Raw genomic sequence first — 17,955 nt, 5'->3', positions numbered from 1 at the left:
TCACCCGGAGCCGAGACACCCCGGCCCGGCGCCACCCCCGCGAGCCGGACGGGCCAGTACGTCGGCCGTCCCCCGGACACCCCAGCCAGTCACCGCCGCACCCACCACACCAGCGAGTCGCCCGGGACCGAGTTAGCGCAGCGCGGCCCCACGACTGGGAGCCACGCGGGCCAGTACGTCGGCCGTCCCCCGGACACCTCACCCACCACATGAGCAAGTCGCCCGGCTCCCGAGTCAGCGGAGCGCCGGGTGGGGTCGGTCAGGTGGTGCCTCGAATCGGTGCCCGGGGGCCTCAGGTGGTCAGCGTCGTACCTGCCACGTGAGGGAGTCCGTCAGGAGGGTGCGCAGGTTCGGGTCGCGGACCGCGTTCGTCGGGTCGGTGGCGTGGACGGAGAGCTTGTGGGGGCGTCCGTCGGACGGGACGCCGAGGGAGCGGGGCGTCACGACGGGCTCGTCCCTGGCCCGGCGGACCTCGCGGCCGTCGACGCTCCAGCGCAGCCGGATGCCGTCCGCCACCCGCACGCCGACCTTGGTGTCGCGGCGGACGGCACGGTCGGTGGGCGTGACGGCGGTGACGACGGACGCGTGCCGGTGGAAGCCGGCGATCATCGCCTCGCGCCCGGGGAGATTGAACTCGCGGCCGAGCGTGCGCATGATCGAGTTAGTGGTGGGGCGGTACAGGCCGCGTGGGTGGTAGCCGCCGCCCTCGTAGGCGCCGACCGTGCCGCCGTCCGGTGAGGTCTGGCCGATCCACCGGTACCACTTCTTCTTCTGCGCGGTCAGCTGGTCGGCCCGCAGCTTGCTGATGTTGCTCTCCCAGGGCTCGGCCCCCGGGTACGTGCCGTACTCGTCGTACCAGTACTCGTCGGCGAGCTTGCCCAGCGAGTGGCCGGTCTCGTGGACGACGACCTGGTCGGACTGGGCGTTGTCCGAGGAGGCGGTGGCGATGCCGTCGTAGCCGGAGGGCGAGGTGATGTCGTTGTAGCCCGCGCCGCCGTACTTGGTGGAGTTCGCGAGGACGATGACGAGGTCGGGGTCCGCGGCCTTCTTCGCGTACGACTCGACCTTGTTGGTGTCGACGCACAGCAGGCGCTCGATGCCGTCGCAGTAGAAGGCCGAGCCGAGCGCGGTGTCCTTGACGGTGCCGTTCGTCGGGTCGCCGGAGACGCCGGACTGCCGGGAGACCGCGTCGACGGCCCACACGTTGAAGAGACCCTTGTACGAGGCGTACGGCTCGACGGCGGAGACCTTCGCCCACTTGGCGCGCACGTCGGCGTGGAAGTCCTCCTGCTGCGAGGCGGTGTAGCCGTCGCCGAGGAAGACGACGTCGAGCTTGCTGTCGGTGGGGCCCGCCTCGACGATCGGGACGACGTCGCCGTCGCCCTTGATCTCCGCGCGCTCCTTCGAGGAGAGCTTCGGGGAGGCCGGGACCTCGGTGTGCCGGGGGTGGCCGTCGGGTCCGGTGAAGTACTCGACGTGCTCGGTCCGGGCGGCGGCCGGCTCGGGGTCCGCCGCGGCGGCCGTGCCCGCGGGGCCGGTGGCGACGACCGCCGCGGTGAGGGTGATGCCGGTGGCGAGGGCGATGCGCAGGGGCGCTCGTCCGGTGCGACCGGGTATTCGGTACGTGGGGGGCATGGGCGTCCTTCCGAAGTCCGCGATATAAATGGCGGGTTAAGCATGGTTAAGGCGCGGCTCAACGTAGGGGTTTCCGGGACGCCAGGCAATGGGTGTGCCGCAAGTTGCCTGTGGGGCCGACGAGTTCGCGCCGCCGTGAGTACGTGGACCCGACTCCACGTACGAAGAGGCAGGCGTGCGCGGAGACAGACGTCCGGAGAGATGGCGGAGAGGCAGCGGTGACGCAGAAGAGTTCCGAGGGCGTGCGACCCGACGATCCGGCGGAGATCGGGCGGCGCGTCCAGCGCCTGCGCGGCGAACGCGGCCTCACCCAGCGGCAGTTGGCCGAGCCCGCCTATACCCCCGCGTACGTCTCCACGCTGGAGTCGGGAAAGGTGCGCCCCTCGGAGACCGCTCTGCGGCATCTCGCCCAGCGCCTCGACGTCAGCTATGAGGAGCTGGCGACGGGCCGCCCCGCCCACCTGGCCGCGGGCCTGCGCCTGCGCCTCACCGACGCCCGGCGCGCCCTGGCCACCGGCGCCCCCGAGGACGCGGCCGGACTCTTCCACGCACTCCACGAGGAAGCCGTCGAGCACGCGCTCGTGGACGAGCGGGCCGAGGCCCTCCTGGGTCTCGGCGACTGCCTCCTGGAGTCCGGTGAACTCACCGACGCCCGCGACCGGTTCGCCGCCGCCGAGCGGCTCCTCGCCGACGAGCCGCTCCCCCGCCGCGTCCCGGCCATCCGCGGCCGCGCCACCGCCCACCTCCTGACAGGTGAACTGCGCTACGCCTGCTACCTGTTGGAGAGCACCCTCGACGAGCTCGACGCCTCGGACCTGCACGATCCCGACGCCCTGCTGCTCCTCTACACGGCGTCCATCGCGCCCTACATGGACATGGGCGCGCACGCGCGGGCCGCGCACGCCGCCGAGCTGGCGCTCGCGCTCGCGCCGCGCGTCGACGATCCTGCGCTGGTCGCGGGGATGCACCGCGGTGTGGCCCGCACGCTCATCGCCGAGGGCCGCATCGCCGAGGCCGACGCGTCGCTCGCCAAGGCCCAGGAGCTCTACCGCCGGCTGCACATCCGCACCGAACTCGCGCACTGCCACTGGATGCGCGGCTACGTGCACGCCCAGGACGGCGACCTGGAACACGCCGAGACCGAACTGCGCACGGCCCGCGACATCCTCGCCTCCAAGAGGGCCGCGCTCTTCACCGAACAGGTCGAGGTCGAGCTGGCGGACGTGCTGCGGCGGCGCGGCAAGGCCGAGGAGGCGGAGGCGCTGCTGCGACCACTGCTCACCGCGGACGACGAGGACGAGGGCGCGGGGGCGCTCGGGGCCGGGCGCGGCGCGGTGCACGCGGGTGGCGCGCACCGGCTGCTCGGCCTGATCGCCGAGGAGCGGGGCGACACCGAGCGCGCCGAGGAGCACTACTGCGCCGCGCTGTCCCTCCTCGAACGCTCCAGCGCCGTCGGCGATCTGGCTGACCTCTGCCGTCTCCTGGGCGATCTGCTGCGCCGCACCGGGCGGGTGGAGGCCGCGATGGACGCGTACCGCACGGGACTCGGGCACCGGGCCGCGCCCGGCACGACCACGCTGGGGCCCGCACCCGCCACTCCCCCGATGTGAGCCCGCTTGAGCCCGCTTGAGCCCGCCTGAGCCCGCCTCCTCTGCATCGAAAGATGTACGGGCATTTCATCCACGGCTACGACTCTCAAGATCACGCGGGCACCGAGGATGGTGAGTGAGCCCCTGACGTGGCGGTATCGAGCGATATCGAGGAGAGACACATGGCCGGCCCGCACTCCCGAACACCCGCCCCCTCGCCGGCCGGAGCCCTGGGCCGGGCGCTCGGCGGCGGTCTCGTCATGGCCGTGGCACTCGGTGCGGGCACGGCGGTGGGGCCCGTGCTCGCCGACGCCGTCGGGGTGAGCGGGTTCGTGGTCCGGCTCATCCCGGCCGCGCTGGTCAGTGCGGTGGCCGTGCCGCTCGTCGTGTTCGCGCTGCGCCGCCGGGGCGGCTCCCTCAGAGACATCGGGTTCGGCGGTCCCGGCGAGAGCCTGCGGGCCCTGCTCGTCGGGGCGGGGGTGACAGTGGGCGCCGCGGCGCTCGTGCTCGGCGCGGGGACGGCCGCGGGGCTGCTGAGCTGGTCACGGCCCGATCTGCCCGAGCTCGCCGGGTTCCTGGTGACGAACGGAGTGGTCGCGCTGCTCCTGGAGGCACTGCCCGAGGAGACGACGCTGCGCGGCCACACGTGGACCGCGCTGCGCGGCCGGTTCGGCGCCCTGGTGTCGGCGCTCGGCACGACGGCCGTGTTCCTGGTCGTGCCCGGTCTGTCGACGGTGGTGGAGGCCGGGGTGGCGCCCCTGGTCGGCGGGGAGGCCGGGCCCGTCGGACTCGCGCCGGGCGGACAGGCGCCGGTCGACTACCTGATCCTCCTGACGGTGTTCGGCCTGATGCTCGTCGCGGCCCGCACCGCGGTGCGGCGCGCCCCGCTGTGCGCCGCCATCGGGGCGCATCTGGCCTTTCTGACCGTCAACCGGGTCGTGTTCGAGGGGGACGAGCGGGGCGCCGGCTGGTCCGTGGCGCTGTCCTCCCCGGACGTGGAACTCCTCGTACCGGTGTATCTGCTGGTCGCCATGGCCGGGTTCGCGGTGTGGCGGCGGGTGGCGAAGCGGCGTGACACGGTGGCTCGGCCGCGCCCGCGCCCGCACCCCTTGGTCATCGCGCGGCCGCCACGCGATGAGTGAGGTGGGCCAGGTGCGCGCCGGGCTGCCGGAACCGATGTGGTGACGGCTCATGGACCGCGGCGGGTGGCGTACTGCACCATGGCGGGCAGACAACTGTTCGGCGTTCCACGCATGCCACGACTCTCCATGCCATGACACGCCACGCGATGACAGCCCAGGCCGACGCCTGGAAGGGAGCGGCCCCTTGACCTCCGCGTACCGCGTTCTCCCGGCCACCGCGGATGTCGTGATCGTCGGTGGCGGGGTGATGGGCGCGAGCATCGCCTTCCACCTCGCCGAGGCGGGTGTACGCGACATCGTCGTCGTCGAGCGCGGCGAGCTCGGCGGCGGCAGCTCGGGCAAACCGATCGGCGGAGTGCGGGCGCAGTTCTCCGATCCGCTCAACATCGAGCTGGGCCGCCGCAGTCTGCGCGCCTTCCAGGACTTCTGGCGCCGGCCGGGCGCGGACATCGGGCTCGACACCGTCGGCTATCTCTTCCTGCTGACCGGCCCCGCTCAGGCGACCGGATTCGAGGAGAGCGTGCGGACGCAGAACGCCCTCGGCGTGCCCAGCCGCATGATCGGCCCCCGCGAGGCCCGCGCACTATGCCCCTACCTCAGCACCGAGGGCCTGGTGGCCGCCGCCCACTCCCCCGCCGACGGTCACGCACGGCCCGCCCTCGTCGTCCGCGGGTACGCGCGTGCCGCGGCGCGCGCCGGTGCCGTCTTCGCGACGCACACCGCGGTGACCGGCATGGACACGGCCGGCGACCGCGTCACCGCCGTACACACCGACCGCGGCCCCGTGTCGTGCTCCGCGGTCGTCTGCGCCGCCGGAGCCTGGTCGGCGCGGATCGGCTCCATGGCGGGCGTGGAGCTGCCGGTGCGGCCGCTCCGCCGCCAACTGGCCTTCACCGTCCCGCTCGTGCCCACCCCGCCGCGCATCCCCTTCACGATCGACTTCTCCTCGTCGGCCTACTTCCACAACAGCGACGACGGACTGCTCCTCGGCCTCGCCGACCCCGGCCAGGCCGAGGGCTTCGACACCACGTGGACGCCCGGATGGCTGGACATGTTCCGCGAGGTGGCGCGTCGACGGGCGCCCGCCCTCGCGGAGATGGCGGTGTCCGGCGGCTGGGCGGGCCTGTACGAGGTCACGCCGGACCACAACGCGCTGATCGGCCGCTGCGCCGCACCGGCCAACTTCCTCTACGCCACCGGGTTCTCCGGGCACGGCTTCCTCCAGGCCCCCGCGGTGGGCGAGATCGTCCGCGACCTGCATCTGGGGCGGCGGCCGTGCGTCGACGTCACGCCGCTCGGCGCGGACCGCTTCCACCCGGGCTCCAAGAGCCGTCCGGAAGCCCATGTGGTGTGATCCCGAAAGGACGACGTGCCGATGACCGGACAGTGGCGGCTGCGCGCCGCGTTCGCCGCGCGGCTCTCGCGGATGTACGGGCGCGAGGTTCCCGCGTACACGACGTTGGTGGACGTGTCCCGCGAGGTCAACGAGGACGTCCTGCGCACGCGGGGCGCCGAAGCCGAGCGCCTGGGCTCCATCGGGCGCGTCACCGCGGAACGGCACGGCGCGATCCGCGTCGGCACCCCTGAGGAGCTGCGGCAGGTCGCCCGCGTCTTCGGCGCCCTCGGCATGCGCCCGGTCGGCTTCTACGACCTGCGCGACACGCCCGGCAGCGCGCTCCCCGTCGTGTCGACGGCGTTCCGCCCGGTGGACGAGGACGAGCTCGCCCGCAACCCGTTCCGGGTCTTCACATCGATGCTCACCGTCTCGGACCCCCGCTTCTTCGGCACGGACCTGCGCTCGCGCCTCGCCGCGTTCCTCGCGGACCGCGAACTGTTCCCACCGGAGCTGCTCGCGCTGGCCGACCGGGCGGAGGCGGAACGGGAACTGCCCGCAGCGGACGCCGAACGGTTCCTCGACCTGGCCGTACGGGCCTTCGAGTTGTCCCCTGAACCCATCGACAGGGAGTGGTACGCGGCTCTGGAGCGCGTCTCCGCCGTCGCCGCGGACATCGGCGGCGTACGCAGCACCCACATCAACCACCTCACGCCGCGCGTCCTGGACATCGACGAGCTCTACCGCCGCATGACCGAGCGCGGCATCGAGATGATCGACACCATTCAGGGGCCGCCGCGCTGGGCGGGCCCCGACGTGCTGCTGCGCCAGACCTCCTTCCGCGCGCTCGACGAGCCGCGCGCGCTGCGCACCGCGGACGGCAGCGTGACCCTCGGCGCGCTGCGGGTGCGGTTCGGTGAGGTCGAGGCCCGCGGCATCGCCCTGACCCGCGAGGGCCGCGCCCTCTACGACCGGCTGCTCGGCGTCGTCGACGAGCGGGCGGCGCAGCGGCCGGCCGGCGAGCGCGGCGATGTCGCCCGCGCCGTGTGGAGCGAGCACCTGCCCCCGACGGAACGCGAACTGGCCGTGCGCGGGCTCGGGTTCTTCACCTACCACGCCGTCGCCGGGCGGCCGGCGGACGGCAGCCGTCCGCCCTCGGACCTCGCGGGCCTCCTGGACCGGGGCTGGCTGCGCGCCGAGCCGATCGTGTACGAGGACTTCCTGCCCCGGTCGGCCGCCGGCATCTTCCAGTCCAACCTCTCCGACACCGGTTCGAGGGACAGCGGCCAGGAGGGCAGTTCGTACGACGCCGACCGGCTCTCCGGCGTCATGGGCCGGGACGTCCTCGACCCGTTCACGCTCTACGAGCGGCAGCGGGACCGCTCCCTCGCCCGGATTCCCCGCGCACTACGTCCCCAGGGAGCGTCATGACCGGCATCACCCTGCCCGCCACCGACGAGCTGCGCGCCCGCGCGCGGGCCGCACTGGACCATATCGGCGTCACGCTGCCCGAGGGCAACGGGCTGCGGGCCCGCACGCCCATCACAGGCGAAGACCTCTTCGCCCTGGCGGCGACGGGCACGGCAGGGACCGAGGAGGCGCTCGCCGCGGCCCGTGCGGCCTTCCTCGACTGGCGCACCACACCGGCGCCGCGCCGGGGCGAACTGGTGCGACGTCTGGGCGAGTTGCTGCGCTGCCACAAGGAGGACCTCGCGGACCTCGTCACCATCGAGGCGGGCAAGATTCGCTCCGAGGCGCTCGGCGAGGTCCAGGAGATGATCGACATCTGTGACTTCGCCGTCGGCCTGTCCCGGCAGCTCTACGGCCGCACCATCGCCTCGGAGCGGCCGGGGCACCGCCTGGCGGAGTCCTGGCATCCGCTGGGGGTCGTCGGCGTCGTCTCCGCGTTCAACTTCCCGGCCGCGGTGTGGTCGTGGAACACGGCTGTCGCGCTGGTCTGCGGCGACACCGTGGTGTGGAAGCCCTCCGAGCTCACCCCGCTCGTCTCCCTGGCCTGCGACCGGCTGTTGGCCAGGGCGGCCGACGACGTGGGGGCGCCCCGCGACGTGCACCGGCTGCTGCTCGGCGACGCGGCCGTCGGGGAGCGGCTCGTGGACGATCCGCGGGTCGCGCTGGTCAGCGCCACCGGATCGACGCGCATGGGGCGCGAGGTCGGGCCGCGCGTCGCCGCCCGCTTCGGCCGCTGCCTGCTCGAACTCGGCGGCAACAACGCGGCGGTCGTCGCGCCGTCCGCCGATCTGGACCTCGCCCTCCAGGGCATCGTGTTCGCCGCGGTCGGCACCGCCGGGCAGCGCTGCACGACGCTGCGGCGCCTCATCGTGCACCGCGGCGTCGCGGACACCCTCGTCGGCCGTCTCACCGCCGCCTACCAGAAGCTGCCCATCGGCGATCCCTTCGACCGGGCGACGCTGGTCGGGCCGCTCATCTCCGCACGGGCACTTGACGACATGCGCGGCGCGCTGGCGCGGGTGCGCGGTGAGGGCGGCGAGCTCCTCGCGGGCGGTGCCCGCCGCCCGGCCCCCTCGGCGCCACATGCCGCGTACGTCGAACCGGCTGTCGTACGCGTGGACCGGCAGACCGACGCCGTCCGCGAGGAGACGTTCGCGCCGCTCCTGTACGTCATGACGTACGACACCTTCGACGAGGCGATCGCCCTGCACAACGACGTGCCCCAGGGCCTCTCGTCGAGCATCTTCACCCGCGACCAGCAGGAGGCCGAGCGGTTCCTGTCGGCGGAGGGCTCCGACTGCGGCATCGCCAACGTGAACATCGGGACGTCCGGCGCGGAGATCGGCGGCGCGTTCGGCGGCGAGAAGGAGACCGGCGGAGGCCGTGAGTCGGGGTCCGACGCGTGGCGCGCCTACATGCGGTCGGCCACGAACACGGTCAACTACTCCAGCCGGCTCTCCCTCGCCCAGAACGTCAGCTTCCTCTGAGGGGCTCTTCAGCTTCTGAGGGGCGCCGGATCGGTCAGGGCGCCATCTCGTACGTCCCCGCCAGCGCCTCCACACGCTCCCAGACGCGGGCCGAGCGGGCGTCGTCGACGACCGGGCGGCGGACCGCGCCCAGCGCCCAGCTCTGCTGGTCGGCGGTGGCGGAGTCCTTGCCGTGCAGCTCGACGGCGTGCGCGGAGAAGTCCCGTACGAGAACGGCGAAGAGCTCGTCGAGCACGTCCTGCTCCAGGCCGGTCAGGCGCGCCTGCTCCAGGATCAGCTGGCCGTGCACGACCAGCGCGAAGAGCTGGCCGACGGCGAGGAGCAGGTCGAGGTCGCGGCTCTGCTTCTCGTCGGGGGCGGCGGTGGTGACGAACTCGCAGAGCGCGTCGGCCTGTTCGCGGAAGCGGGCGACGTTGGGCACCTCGGCGTACGCGTCGAAGGCGGTGCGCCAGTCGTGGAAGCGGATGGCGCCGAGGCCCCGGGCCGGCCCCTGCCGGAAGAGGAAGTCGTCGTCGGCCGCGTCGAGGCGGGTCGGTACGGGCTCGTACTCGGCCGGGTTCAGCAGGTGGTTGCCCATGAACTTCAGGATCAGGGCGAGGTTGACGTGGACCGTGCCCTCCAGCTTGGGCAGGCCGCGGATCTCGATGGCCGCCTGCGCGAAGTAGTTGTCCTTCTCGAAGCCCTTGGCGGCGATGACGTCCCACATCAGGTCGATGACCTTCTCGCCCTCGGTGGTCACCTTCATCTTCGTCATGGGGTTGAAGAGGAGGTAGCGGCGGTCGTCGGGCCCGGCCGAGCGGAAGTAGTCGACGGCGCGGTCGCTGAACAGCTTCATGCCGACGAGCCGGACGTACGCGTCGGTCAGCTCGCGGCGCACGTGCGGGAAGGCGGTGACGGGGCGGCCGTACAGGACGCGGTTGTGGGCGTGCGTGACGGCCTCGTACATCGCGTGCTCGCAGATGCCGATGGAGGCGGTGCACAGGTTGAACTTGCCGACGTTGACGGTGTTGAGGGCGGCGTCGAAGGCGGCACGGCCGGTGTGCAGGACGTCGTCCGGGCCGACCGGGTAGTTCTCCAGGCGGAACTCGCTGACGTACTTCGACGAGTCGACGACGTTCTTGACCAGGTGGTACGCCTCGTGGCGGCTGTCGGCGGCGAAGAAGACGTAGCCGTCGGGGCCTTCGATGTCGGTGCGGCGGCCGAAGACGGAGACGAGGCCCGCGGCGTTGCCGTTGCCGATGTAGTACTTCGATCCGGTGGCCCGGAAACCACCCTCGCCGTCCGGCTCAAGGAGCATGTCGGTGGAGTAGATGTCGGCGCCGTGGCTCTTCTCGGACAGGCCGAACGCGAACACCTCGCCCTGGGAGAGGAGTTCGGCGGCGCGGGTGCGGGCCGCGGCGTTGTCGCTCTGCCAGACGGGGCCGAGGCCGAGGATGGTGACCTGCCACGCGTACCAGTAGTCGAGGCCGTAGAAGCCGAAGATCTCGTTGAGCGCGGCGATCCGTGCGGTGTCCCAGCGCTTGTCGTCCTGCCCCTCGCCGGCGGCGGAGGCCGGGGTGAGGAAGGTCGCGAACAGCCCTTCCTTCGCGGAGAACTCGAGGAAATCCGCGAGCCAGGCGCGGGAGCGGTAGTCCTCGATCAGCTTGCGCTTGCCGCGCGCCTCGAACCAGTCGACGGTGGCGCGCAGCAGCCTGCGGGTCTCCGGGTCGAAATGGGTCGGGTCGTAGGTGGTCGGGTTGAACAGCAGCGGGTCGGCCATGGCGGTTCGCCTTTCCGGCTCGGGAGTGAGGGAGGAGGGTGGTCTTCGGGTGTTCAGTGCTCGGGAGCGAGCCGGTGGAGGGTGGCGAGCACGTCCTCCAGCCAGGCGAGCGTCATCCGCTCGTACGCGATGCCGCCGCGCAGCACGACGTGCTGGAGCTCCCGTCCGGCGTCGGGGGATGTGGGTCCTTCGGGGGCCGGGGCGTCGGGTCCTGTGAAGTCGCGCCGCTCCCCCGCGAGGTAGTGCGCGAGCCGGTCGGCGTGCGCCTGGCGGTGCCGTTCCACCTCGTGGATCAGCGCGGCGGGGTCGTCGAAGGCCGCGCCGCGGATCTTCACGGCGAGCTCGTGCCGGACGCTCTCGGGCTGGATCGGTTCCTGCAGCCACTCGGAGAGCGCGGAGCGGCCCTGGGCCGCGACGGAGTACTCCTTCTTGTCCGGCCGGTCCTGCTGTGCCACCTCGCGGGCGCCGATCCAGCCGTCGCTCTCCATGCGCTTGAGGACGCGGTAGATCTGCTGGTGCGTGGCGGCCCAGAAGTAGCCGATGGAGCGGTCGAACCGCCGGGCCAGTTCATATCCGGAGCCGGGCTTCTCCAGCAGGGAGACGAGAATCGCGTGCTCAAGCGCCATGCCCCGAATCCTTCTATGCAACTCGTTGCATAGACAAGCGGCACCGGGCAGGTGAGACGTGACTCACCTGAGGCGCACGCGGGCGCTGTGCGGCCCGCCCGCAGGTCACACGGCTACCGAATTGATGCCTCGTTAGAGAAACGTTCCCCCTTTACAGAACGTTAAATTTAATCAATTCCGCCTTGTTTTAATTTCAACCGTGCGGCAATCTCGAATGGCGACGCGGGGATCATAAGGCTTCATCGGTCTGGCGGAGGAACCAACGTGGGAAATTACGAGGAAGACCAGGAAGAGCGTCGGCGCATGCTGCGCAAGCAATTCGCAGACAAGCAATACATTGACTGTGTCGAAACAATCGTGGAAGCCGCACCGGACGTCGCGGTGGCGAACCTCACGGCCCCGGCCGTAGCAGGTGTATCAGGTGGCGTCGGGGGTGCTGCGGCAGTGCTGATCAGTGGCCCGGTAGGCATCCTCGCTCTGGGTGCTTGCGCTACTGGCGGCGCGCTCCTGGGCGTGAAAGCTCAGGATTCGTACCGCGCGGCACCGACAGAAGACCGGGCGCGCGTTCGATCCCTCGGAAAGAAGGCCGGAACGACCGGCGTAGTGGGGTGGAAGATCGGCAGCGTAATCGTCAAGCTCGCGAAGTAGACGCCCTACTGAGGTTGAACTCGTGGGGTCTGTCCTTGCTCAGGTGGAAGGCGACGTGGGAGAGCCGGCCGCGTCGCAGGAGGGACCAGATCCCTTAGACGGGGTTGAGGTCAGCAGGTCACGGTAGTCGCGCCAGGAGAAACTCTTGTGCCCGTCCCGGCTGCCGTCGTCCCAGCGGGGCCGGCAGACCAGCCTCGACCGGTGGCTGCACCATCCAGGGCGTGCGCAAATTGCTGGTGCGTAACGGGTGGTCCTGCCAGGTCCCGGCCCGACGCGCGATCGAGCGGGACGACGAGGCGGTGGCCGGGTGGGCCAGGGAGGTGTGGCCCTGCGCGGAAGGCTCGCGGCGGCCCGTGGAGCGTGGCTCGTCTTCGAGGACGAAGCCGGTTTCTCCATGACGCAGGTCCGCGGCCGCTCCCGCAGACGGGTCTCCATCGCAGCGCTGACCTGCTACAAACCCGCCAGCTACGGCTCCAGCTGAGCGAACTGCTTCTCGCTCAGCCTCGGCAGTGACGCCGGAACCGCTCGGCCGCCCACCATGGCCACATCGGCCTCTCAGTATTCCCAGCTGGCGTAGACGGTGACGTTCTCGCCGTTCTCCCTGGCTGCGACGCACACGTCTCGCCAGTCGAGCAGCCAGCCGCTGGAGTGGCACTTCTCCCGCTGGAGGCCCAGTTCGCGGATGATTTCCGGGCGGGACAGGCCATCCTCGCTGACGACTGTCGCGGCGCGCCAGCAGCCGCCGGAACCGCAGCTGGTGCCTTCCTCGGTCATCGTGATGCCTGGCGGCAATGATGGGAGGGCCTTGGACGGCGGGGCGTCCGAGCCGTCGCTGATCATCAGCGCGTGCAGGAGGCCGGCCGCGAGGGTAAGGGCGAACTGCATCCCCAGAAAGCCGATCGCTCCGTTGCGGCGGGAGACCCATTGCGGGGGAGGAAAGCTCTCGTGCCGTCCTTCCAGTCCCGCGCCGCAGGCGATGAGCAGGGGCGCGAGAACCGTGAACACGAGATGGGCGTCGGGCCCGGGGGCGTCGATCCAGCCCTGCTGGACACTGATCAGCACACTGGCTCCGGCGAGCAGCGTGCCGCCGATCGCGAAGCCGACGGGGCGGGTACGGGCGATCGTCATCCAGACGACGGCGGGCGCGACGGCAAAGAGTGCCCCCAGGGCAGTCAGCATGTACGCGAACACGTGCGGCCCCGAGCGCCCGGTTCCGCACACCCCCGGCTCACCTCAGGCCCGCAGGCCGGTCGTTCATGCCGTGAGTGCGACGAAGTCGTCATTGCCAAAGTCTCATCTGTACGCGCCTATGGCCTCGCGGTGACAGCAATCCTGCCTATGTGACAGCTATCAGGCTTCGGCTCATCAGCCCCTACGACTCCACGAGTTCACCTCAGTAACCGCTAAAGGCACGAAAGGCATCCGTGCCGTCCGAGTTGATGCCGGCTTCCCTCACCCGTCCGGGGGTTCAGGCGGCCCCGAGCCTGCGTACGGCCGCCAGCGCCCGGTCGGCGTGTGCGCTCATGCGCAGCTCGCTGCGGACCACCTCGGCGACGGTGCGGTCCCTGGCGATGACGAACGTGACGCGCTTCGTGGGAGCCAGGGAGAAGCCGCGGGTCACACCGAACCGGCCGCGCACCACGCCCTCGGGGTCCGAGAGCAGCGGGAACCCGAGAGTGTGCCGCTCCGTGAACTCCCGCTGCCGCTCGACCTCGTCACCGCTGACCCCGACGGGACGCGCGCCCGCGGCGCCGAACTCGGCGGCCAGGTCGCGGAAGTGGCAGGCCTCCGCCGTGCAGCCGGACGTGAGGGCCGCCGGATAGAAGAACAGCACCACCGGGCCGTCCGCGAGGAGCTCCGAGAGCCGGCGCGGGGTGCCGGTCTCGTCCGGCAGCGTGAAGTCCTCGACGGTGTCACCGACCGCCACACGCGCCGTCATGCCCGGCTCCTGTACGACGTTCGGTCCATCGGCGACACGGTGCCTCCTCGATCGGCGGGAGCGAAACCCTACTCGATGCGCGGGAGCCGCCGACGGCTGCCCTCCCTACCACCCTTGACCTCCTGAAACGTCCTCGTGCAATGCTGGGGCACGCCGGGAGGCACCGAGAGACAGACGGGGAGTACGGCATCACGATGGCATCGGCACGACGGACAGCGAAGGGCGTCTGGGACCGTTTCTCGGCATCCGACCCGGGACTCCTGCGGCTCATGGCGGGACTGCGCACGGTCGGGGCGATCCTCCTCGCGCTCGCCGTGCTCGCTCCGCTCGGCACGTCGGTGACCCATCTCGTCGCGGGCGCGATGACAGCGATGGTCGCCACGTTCGCGATCCAGGAGAAGGAGGTCCGGGGGCAGGCCGTCACGCTGGCACTCGGGCTGCCGGTGGCGCTGACGGCGATCTCCCTGGGGGCGCTGCTCAACTCCCGTGTGGTGGCCGGGGACCTGTTCTTCGTCCTCCTGATCTTCGGCGCCGTCTACTGCCGCCGCTTCGGCGACCGGGGCACCGCGCTCGGCCTGATCGGCTTTCAGGTCTACTTCGTCTCGCTCTTCGTCAGCGCGTCCACGTCGGCGCTGCCCACGCTCTACCTGACGTTGACGGTCGCCTTCGTGTGCAGTGCGGTCGTACGGTTCGCCGTGGTGCCGGAGACGCCGGAGCGCACCCTGGCGCGGCTGCGTGAGGCGTTCCGGGCCCGGCTCGCCCAGCTGATCGCCCACCAGATCGAGCTCCTGGAAGCGGACGTCGGCTCCGCCGAAGGACCGGAGAAGATCCTGGACGACCTGCGGCGCAGCACCGCCCGGCTGCACGAGGCCGCGCTGATGATCCAGGGCCGCCTGGAGGAGGGCACCCGCGACGCGGCGGCGGCGGCGCTCCTGCAACGCAGGGTGGCCGACGCCGAGATCGCCGCGGAGCGCCTCGGCGTCCTGCTCCTCAACGCCCGCAGCGCGGAGCGCGTGGAGACCCTCACCCTGCACCTGCCGAGCGCCCACGTGCCTCTGTCGCGGCGCGGCCGGATCGGGCCGGACGCGGGCACCGCGCTCCGCCGCGACCTGCGGGCGCTGCACCTGCTCGTGGTGCGCCTGGTGCCCGACGACCACGGCACGGCGCTCCCCTACGTACGCAACAGGCTGCTCGGCTACCGCGAGGAGCAGGGCCTTCCGCAGGGTTCCCCCGCCATCCAGGACTGCTTCCGTGCGATCGGTGAGGCGGCGCGCGCCATTCTGGGTCTGCGCCTCGCGACGGACGGGGCGCCGGACGAGGAGTACGACAGCCCGGAGGTCCTGCGTTCGCGTGAGGAGTTCGAGGCGGAGGAGATCTCGATCTCCGGTGAGGCCGCGGACTCGGACGCGGAGGAGCAGACCGGGCTGCGGCGGCCCACCACCAGGGCGGCCGTGCAGGTGGCGGTGGGCTCGGCGCTGGCCATCGTGGGCGGTGAGTTCCTGTCCACGCAGCGGTGGTACTGGGCGGTGCTGACCTGCTGGGTGGTGTTCCTCAACACCGCGTCCACGGGCGAGATCATGGTCAAGGGCTATCGCCGTCTGGTCGGCACGGTGCTCGGTGTGGTGGCCGGAGTGGCGCTGGCCGGAGCCGTCGGCAACCACACGTGGGCGGCGTTCGCCCTGGTCGTCCTGTGCGTGTTCGGCATGTTCTTCACCGCACCTCTCTCCTACGCGATGATGTCGTTCTTCGTCACGGCGATGCTGGGCCTGCTGTACACGCTGCTCAACACCTACAGCCTCGACGTCCTCGTGCTGCGGATCGAGGAGACGGCGCTCGGCGCGGCCTGCGGGATCATCGCGGCGGTCCTGGTGCTTCCGGTGCGGACGTCGCACCGGACCGACGAGGAGCTCGGCACCGTTCTCGCACGGCTGCGGGACGTCGTGTCGGCGGCGGTGGCCCAGCTGAGCGGTGGGCCACCGGTCGACCTCGTGGACCTGGCGCGCGACCTGGACACCGCGCTCGACGACCTGCGCAGCTCGACGAAGCCGTTGACGCATCCGATCGCGCCGCTGCGGGCCCGTCGGCAGACGGCCCGCTACATCGTCGCGCTCCTGGAGACGTGCGCCTACCACGCGCGTTCGCTGGCGGCGACGGCCGAGTTGGTGCCCTCCAGCAAGAGCGTCGCCGCCGACGCGCGCCTCGCGCTCGCCGGGCGGCGGATCACGCACAACATCGACCTGATCGCGGCGAAGGTGCGTGACGAGGAGACCGACGGCGTCATCGAGTCCGGGTCCAGCATCGCCTCGATGCTGGACAGCGGCCGCCACGAGGTGCTGCGGACCGGTTCGGTGGCGTTCCGCGTGCTCCGGCATCTGCAACGTCTCGACGAGGGCATCGTGGGTCTGGCGCGCCCGCTCGGCGCCCCGCTCGCGGCGCCCGAGTAGAGCCGGGGTCAGCGCACCCAGGCGCTGTACGACATGACGTCCCCCGCCTTGATTCCGTACGTGCGGTCGTTCCTGGTGACCGTGTCCTCCAGGCCCAGGACGGCGCCGCCGGCCGGGTCCAGGATCAGCATCCGTCGCAGACCGCCGCTCTCGTGGACGTACGCCTGACCGGTGCGGCCGAGCCGGTCGGTGACCGTCCCCGCCGGTCGCAGGCCGTCGGCGTCGGCGAGGATGCGGGCGAGCGCGGCGTTCTCGCGGGCCCCCGGTGTCCAGTGGCGGAGGAACATCGCGACGGCGTCCAGGAGTTCGCGGGTGCCGGTGAGCGGGGCGGGGTCGCTCGGGTGGCTGAGCTCGGCCAGGTAGTCGCGGAGGGCCCGTGGCGTGTGCGGGGGCCGGGACCGCGGAGGGGCCGTGCCCCGGCTCGGGGGGTAGGTGCGGTCGCTGAGGACCTTGCCGTCGTGGACGGTGCGCGGCCCCTCGTCGCTGTCGGCGATGACCGGTCTGCCGGGGCGGCGGGGGTCGGTGGCCACGACCAGTTCCGTGTGGCTGCCGTCCGGCCGCCAGCGGGTGATCCGCTCCTCGGGCAGGGTGATCGGCGCTTCGGCGCCGGGTCCCGACCCCAGCGCAAGGCTCCATGTCCGCACGTGCGTCCCCTGGCGGAGCCGCGGCGCGCCGTCGGCCGCCGCCGACGCCGTCGCCCGGTCGGCGATCCGGTCGAGCGACAGCGGCGTGGATCCGGCCCGCGGGGTGAGGGGGTGGGGGGCCGCGGCGGCGGGTGCGCCGCTCGACCCCGCGAGGACGAGGGCCAGGGCGGCCGCCACAGCCAGGGAGACCATCTCGATGCCCCAGACCAGGCGGCGCACCTGGCGTGCCGGCCGGCGGCGTGCCGCGGGCGCGCTGTGCAGGAGCAGGTTCAGCTGCCGTTCCGCGTGGGTGGGCAGGGGCCGGTCGCGGTACCGGATGTCGTCGCCCGGGACGGGGTCGGCGCCGCGCAGCAGGGCGAGTTCGTCGTCATGAGCCATGGCCGTGGTCCTCCGGAACGGTGGCGCGGGTCGCTTCAGGGGCGGGCCGTGCGGCCGGTGCGGGCCGCATGCGGTCGATCTCGGCTCTCAGCCGGCGGCGGGCGCGGTGCAGCCTCATCGCCGCCGCCCTGGTGCCGCAGCCGAGGGCGGTCGCGAGCTCGTCGGTGTCCAGTTCCTCCCAGGCGGTCAGGCGCAGCACCTCCTGGTCGGCGGTGGAGAGCCGGTTCAGCGCGTCGTGCACCCAGTCCCCCGGGCGCTCGGCGTCGGGTCCCGCCACGACGTCCCTGCGGTGGCGGCTCTCGTCGTGGCCGATCCGTTCGAGCAGGCGGCGGCGACGCCCGTAGCCGCGGACCGCGTTGGCCAGGCAGCGCCGCGCTATCCCGTAGAGCCAGGGCAGGGGGGTCGGTGGCAGGTCGGCGCGGCGCCGCCAGGCGACGGCGAACACGTCGGCCACCACCTCCTCGGTGTCGTTCGTCGGGCCGCCGAGCCGCCGTGCCACGTAGCGGCTGACCGCCCAGTAGTGCTCGCGATAGGCAGCGGCGAAGGTTTCGTCGTCGCTCACGGTTACGAAGTGTCCGGCACCGCCGTGATCGTCACACCCCCGGGGTGTGATCCATGTCGCTTCGCTCACCTGTCACAGAACGGGCCCCGCCGGACACAGGCGGGGCATGGACAGCAACACCGTGGTGCCGCCGCCCGCGCGCGCCTCAGACCCCGATTCCGTGCCCGTGCGTTCGGCGCCCCGGCCCCGTCGCCCCGGACACGCCGTCATCAAGTGGCTGACCACCACTGACCACAAGACGATCGGCACGCTCTATCTGGTCACGTCGTTCGCGTTCTTCTGCATCGGCGGTGTGATGG

At 71.9% G+C, this 17,955-nt stretch carries 16 protein-coding genes and 1 pseudogene; 10 read left to right on the top strand and 7 right to left on the bottom strand.

Annotation, left to right across the window (positions count from 1 at the left end; translation table 11 throughout):
• Nucleotides 1–300 precede the first annotated feature (300 nt).
• Complete coding sequence (locus AB0N81_RS36500) at nucleotides 301–1,635, bottom strand: M64 family metallopeptidase (protein WP_365366220.1); 1,335 nt, start codon at nucleotides 1,633–1,635, stop codon at nucleotides 301–303.
• A gap of 218 nt (nucleotides 1,636–1,853) precedes the next feature.
• Here AB0N81_RS36500 and AB0N81_RS36495 point away from each other — a divergent pair, with 218 nt between their 5' ends.
• From AB0N81_RS36495 to AB0N81_RS36475, 5 genes are all read left to right on the top strand, one after another.
• On the top strand, nucleotides 1,854–3,245 hold the full coding sequence (locus AB0N81_RS36495) for a helix-turn-helix transcriptional regulator (protein ID WP_365366218.1): 1,392 nt from the start codon (nucleotides 1,854–1,856) through the stop codon (nucleotides 3,243–3,245).
• A gap of 161 nt (nucleotides 3,246–3,406) precedes the next feature.
• Nucleotides 3,407–4,366 (top strand): hypothetical protein, encoded by a 960-nt coding sequence (locus AB0N81_RS36490; RefSeq protein ID WP_365366216.1) that lies wholly within the window; start codon nucleotides 3,407–3,409, stop codon nucleotides 4,364–4,366.
• A gap of 184 nt (nucleotides 4,367–4,550) precedes the next feature.
• Entirely contained in the window at nucleotides 4,551–5,720 is a 1,170-nt protein-coding gene (locus AB0N81_RS36485) for an FAD-binding oxidoreductase (RefSeq protein ID WP_365366214.1), read from the top strand.
• Nucleotides 5,721–5,741: 21 nt separating this feature from the next.
• Nucleotides 5,742–7,130 (top strand): VOC family protein, encoded by a 1,389-nt coding sequence (locus AB0N81_RS36480; protein WP_365366212.1) that lies wholly within the window; start codon nucleotides 5,742–5,744, stop codon nucleotides 7,128–7,130.
• Nucleotides 7,127–8,656 (top strand): aldehyde dehydrogenase family protein, encoded by a 1,530-nt coding sequence (locus tag AB0N81_RS36475; protein WP_365366210.1) that lies wholly within the window; start codon nucleotides 7,127–7,129, stop codon nucleotides 8,654–8,656. The genes AB0N81_RS36480 and AB0N81_RS36475 overlap by 4 nt, the downstream gene beginning before the upstream one ends.
• A gap of 34 nt (nucleotides 8,657–8,690) precedes the next feature.
• On the opposite strand, the gene AB0N81_RS36470 is transcribed toward AB0N81_RS36475, so the two are convergent.
• Both AB0N81_RS36470 and AB0N81_RS36465 read right to left on the bottom strand, forming a co-directional pair.
• A complete protein-coding gene (locus AB0N81_RS36470) occupies nucleotides 8,691–10,415 on the bottom strand; it encodes an acyl-CoA dehydrogenase family protein (RefSeq protein WP_365366208.1) in 1,725 nt (574 codons plus the stop codon).
• A 53-nt stretch (nucleotides 10,416–10,468) separates the two neighbouring features.
• Nucleotides 10,469–11,041, bottom strand: a complete 573-nt coding sequence (locus AB0N81_RS36465; protein WP_365366206.1) for a PadR family transcriptional regulator — start codon at nucleotides 11,039–11,041, stop codon at nucleotides 10,469–10,471.
• A gap of 264 nt (nucleotides 11,042–11,305) precedes the next feature.
• Here AB0N81_RS36465 and AB0N81_RS36460 point away from each other — a divergent pair, with 264 nt between their 5' ends.
• From AB0N81_RS36460 to AB0N81_RS36450, 3 genes are all read left to right on the top strand, one after another.
• Nucleotides 11,306–11,689 (top strand): hypothetical protein, encoded by a 384-nt coding sequence (locus AB0N81_RS36460; RefSeq protein WP_365366204.1) that lies wholly within the window; start codon nucleotides 11,306–11,308, stop codon nucleotides 11,687–11,689.
• 221 nt (nucleotides 11,690–11,910) lie between these two features.
• Nucleotides 11,911–12,087 (top strand): winged helix-turn-helix domain-containing protein, encoded by a 177-nt coding sequence (locus AB0N81_RS36455; RefSeq protein ID WP_365366202.1) that lies wholly within the window; start codon nucleotides 11,911–11,913, stop codon nucleotides 12,085–12,087.
• Nucleotides 12,012–12,170, top strand: coding sequence for a hypothetical protein (locus AB0N81_RS36450; RefSeq protein WP_365366364.1), 159 nt, complete (start codon nucleotides 12,012–12,014; stop codon nucleotides 12,168–12,170). The genes AB0N81_RS36455 and AB0N81_RS36450 overlap by 76 nt, the downstream gene beginning before the upstream one ends.
• Nucleotides 12,171–12,244: 74 nt before the next feature.
• Here the strand turns inward: AB0N81_RS36450 and AB0N81_RS36445 are convergent, their stop codons facing one another.
• Complete coding sequence (locus tag AB0N81_RS36445) at nucleotides 12,245–12,880, bottom strand: hypothetical protein (protein WP_365366200.1); 636 nt, start codon at nucleotides 12,878–12,880, stop codon at nucleotides 12,245–12,247.
• A 277-nt stretch (nucleotides 12,881–13,157) separates the two neighbouring features.
• Nucleotides 13,158–13,628: a peroxiredoxin gene (locus AB0N81_RS36440; protein ID WP_365366198.1), complete on the bottom strand. Its 471-nt coding sequence runs from the start codon at nucleotides 13,626–13,628 to the stop codon at nucleotides 13,158–13,160.
• A 194-nt stretch (nucleotides 13,629–13,822) separates the two neighbouring features.
• On the opposite strand from AB0N81_RS36440, the gene AB0N81_RS36435 reads away from it, so the two are divergent.
• Entirely contained in the window at nucleotides 13,823–16,072 is a 2,250-nt protein-coding gene (locus AB0N81_RS36435) for an FUSC family protein (RefSeq protein WP_365366196.1), read from the top strand.
• A gap of 8 nt (nucleotides 16,073–16,080) precedes the next feature.
• On the opposite strand, the gene AB0N81_RS36430 is transcribed toward AB0N81_RS36435, so the two are convergent.
• The gene (locus tag AB0N81_RS36430) at nucleotides 16,081–17,094 is read right to left on the bottom strand and encodes a CU044_5270 family protein (RefSeq protein WP_365366194.1); all 1,014 of its coding nucleotides are present in this window, start codon (nucleotides 17,092–17,094) and stop codon (nucleotides 16,081–16,083) included.
• The gene (locus AB0N81_RS36425) at nucleotides 17,084–17,656 is read right to left on the bottom strand and encodes a sigma-70 family RNA polymerase sigma factor (protein ID WP_365366192.1); all 573 of its coding nucleotides are present in this window, start codon (nucleotides 17,654–17,656) and stop codon (nucleotides 17,084–17,086) included. Before AB0N81_RS36425 ends, AB0N81_RS36430 begins: the two co-directional genes overlap by 11 nt.
• A 106-nt stretch (nucleotides 17,657–17,762) precedes the next feature.
• Here AB0N81_RS36425 and AB0N81_RS36420 point away from each other — a divergent pair.
• A pseudogene (locus AB0N81_RS36420) lies at nucleotides 17,763–17,955 on the top strand (cytochrome ubiquinol oxidase subunit I); the annotation flags it as partial.

This window comes from Streptomyces sp. NPDC093510 (genome assembly GCF_040683555.1).
Classification (GTDB): Bacteria; Actinomycetota; Actinomycetes; order Streptomycetales; family Streptomycetaceae; genus Streptomyces.
The sequence above is the reverse complement of the archived record's forward strand: the minus strand, read 5'-3'. Positions and strand labels throughout refer to the sequence as shown.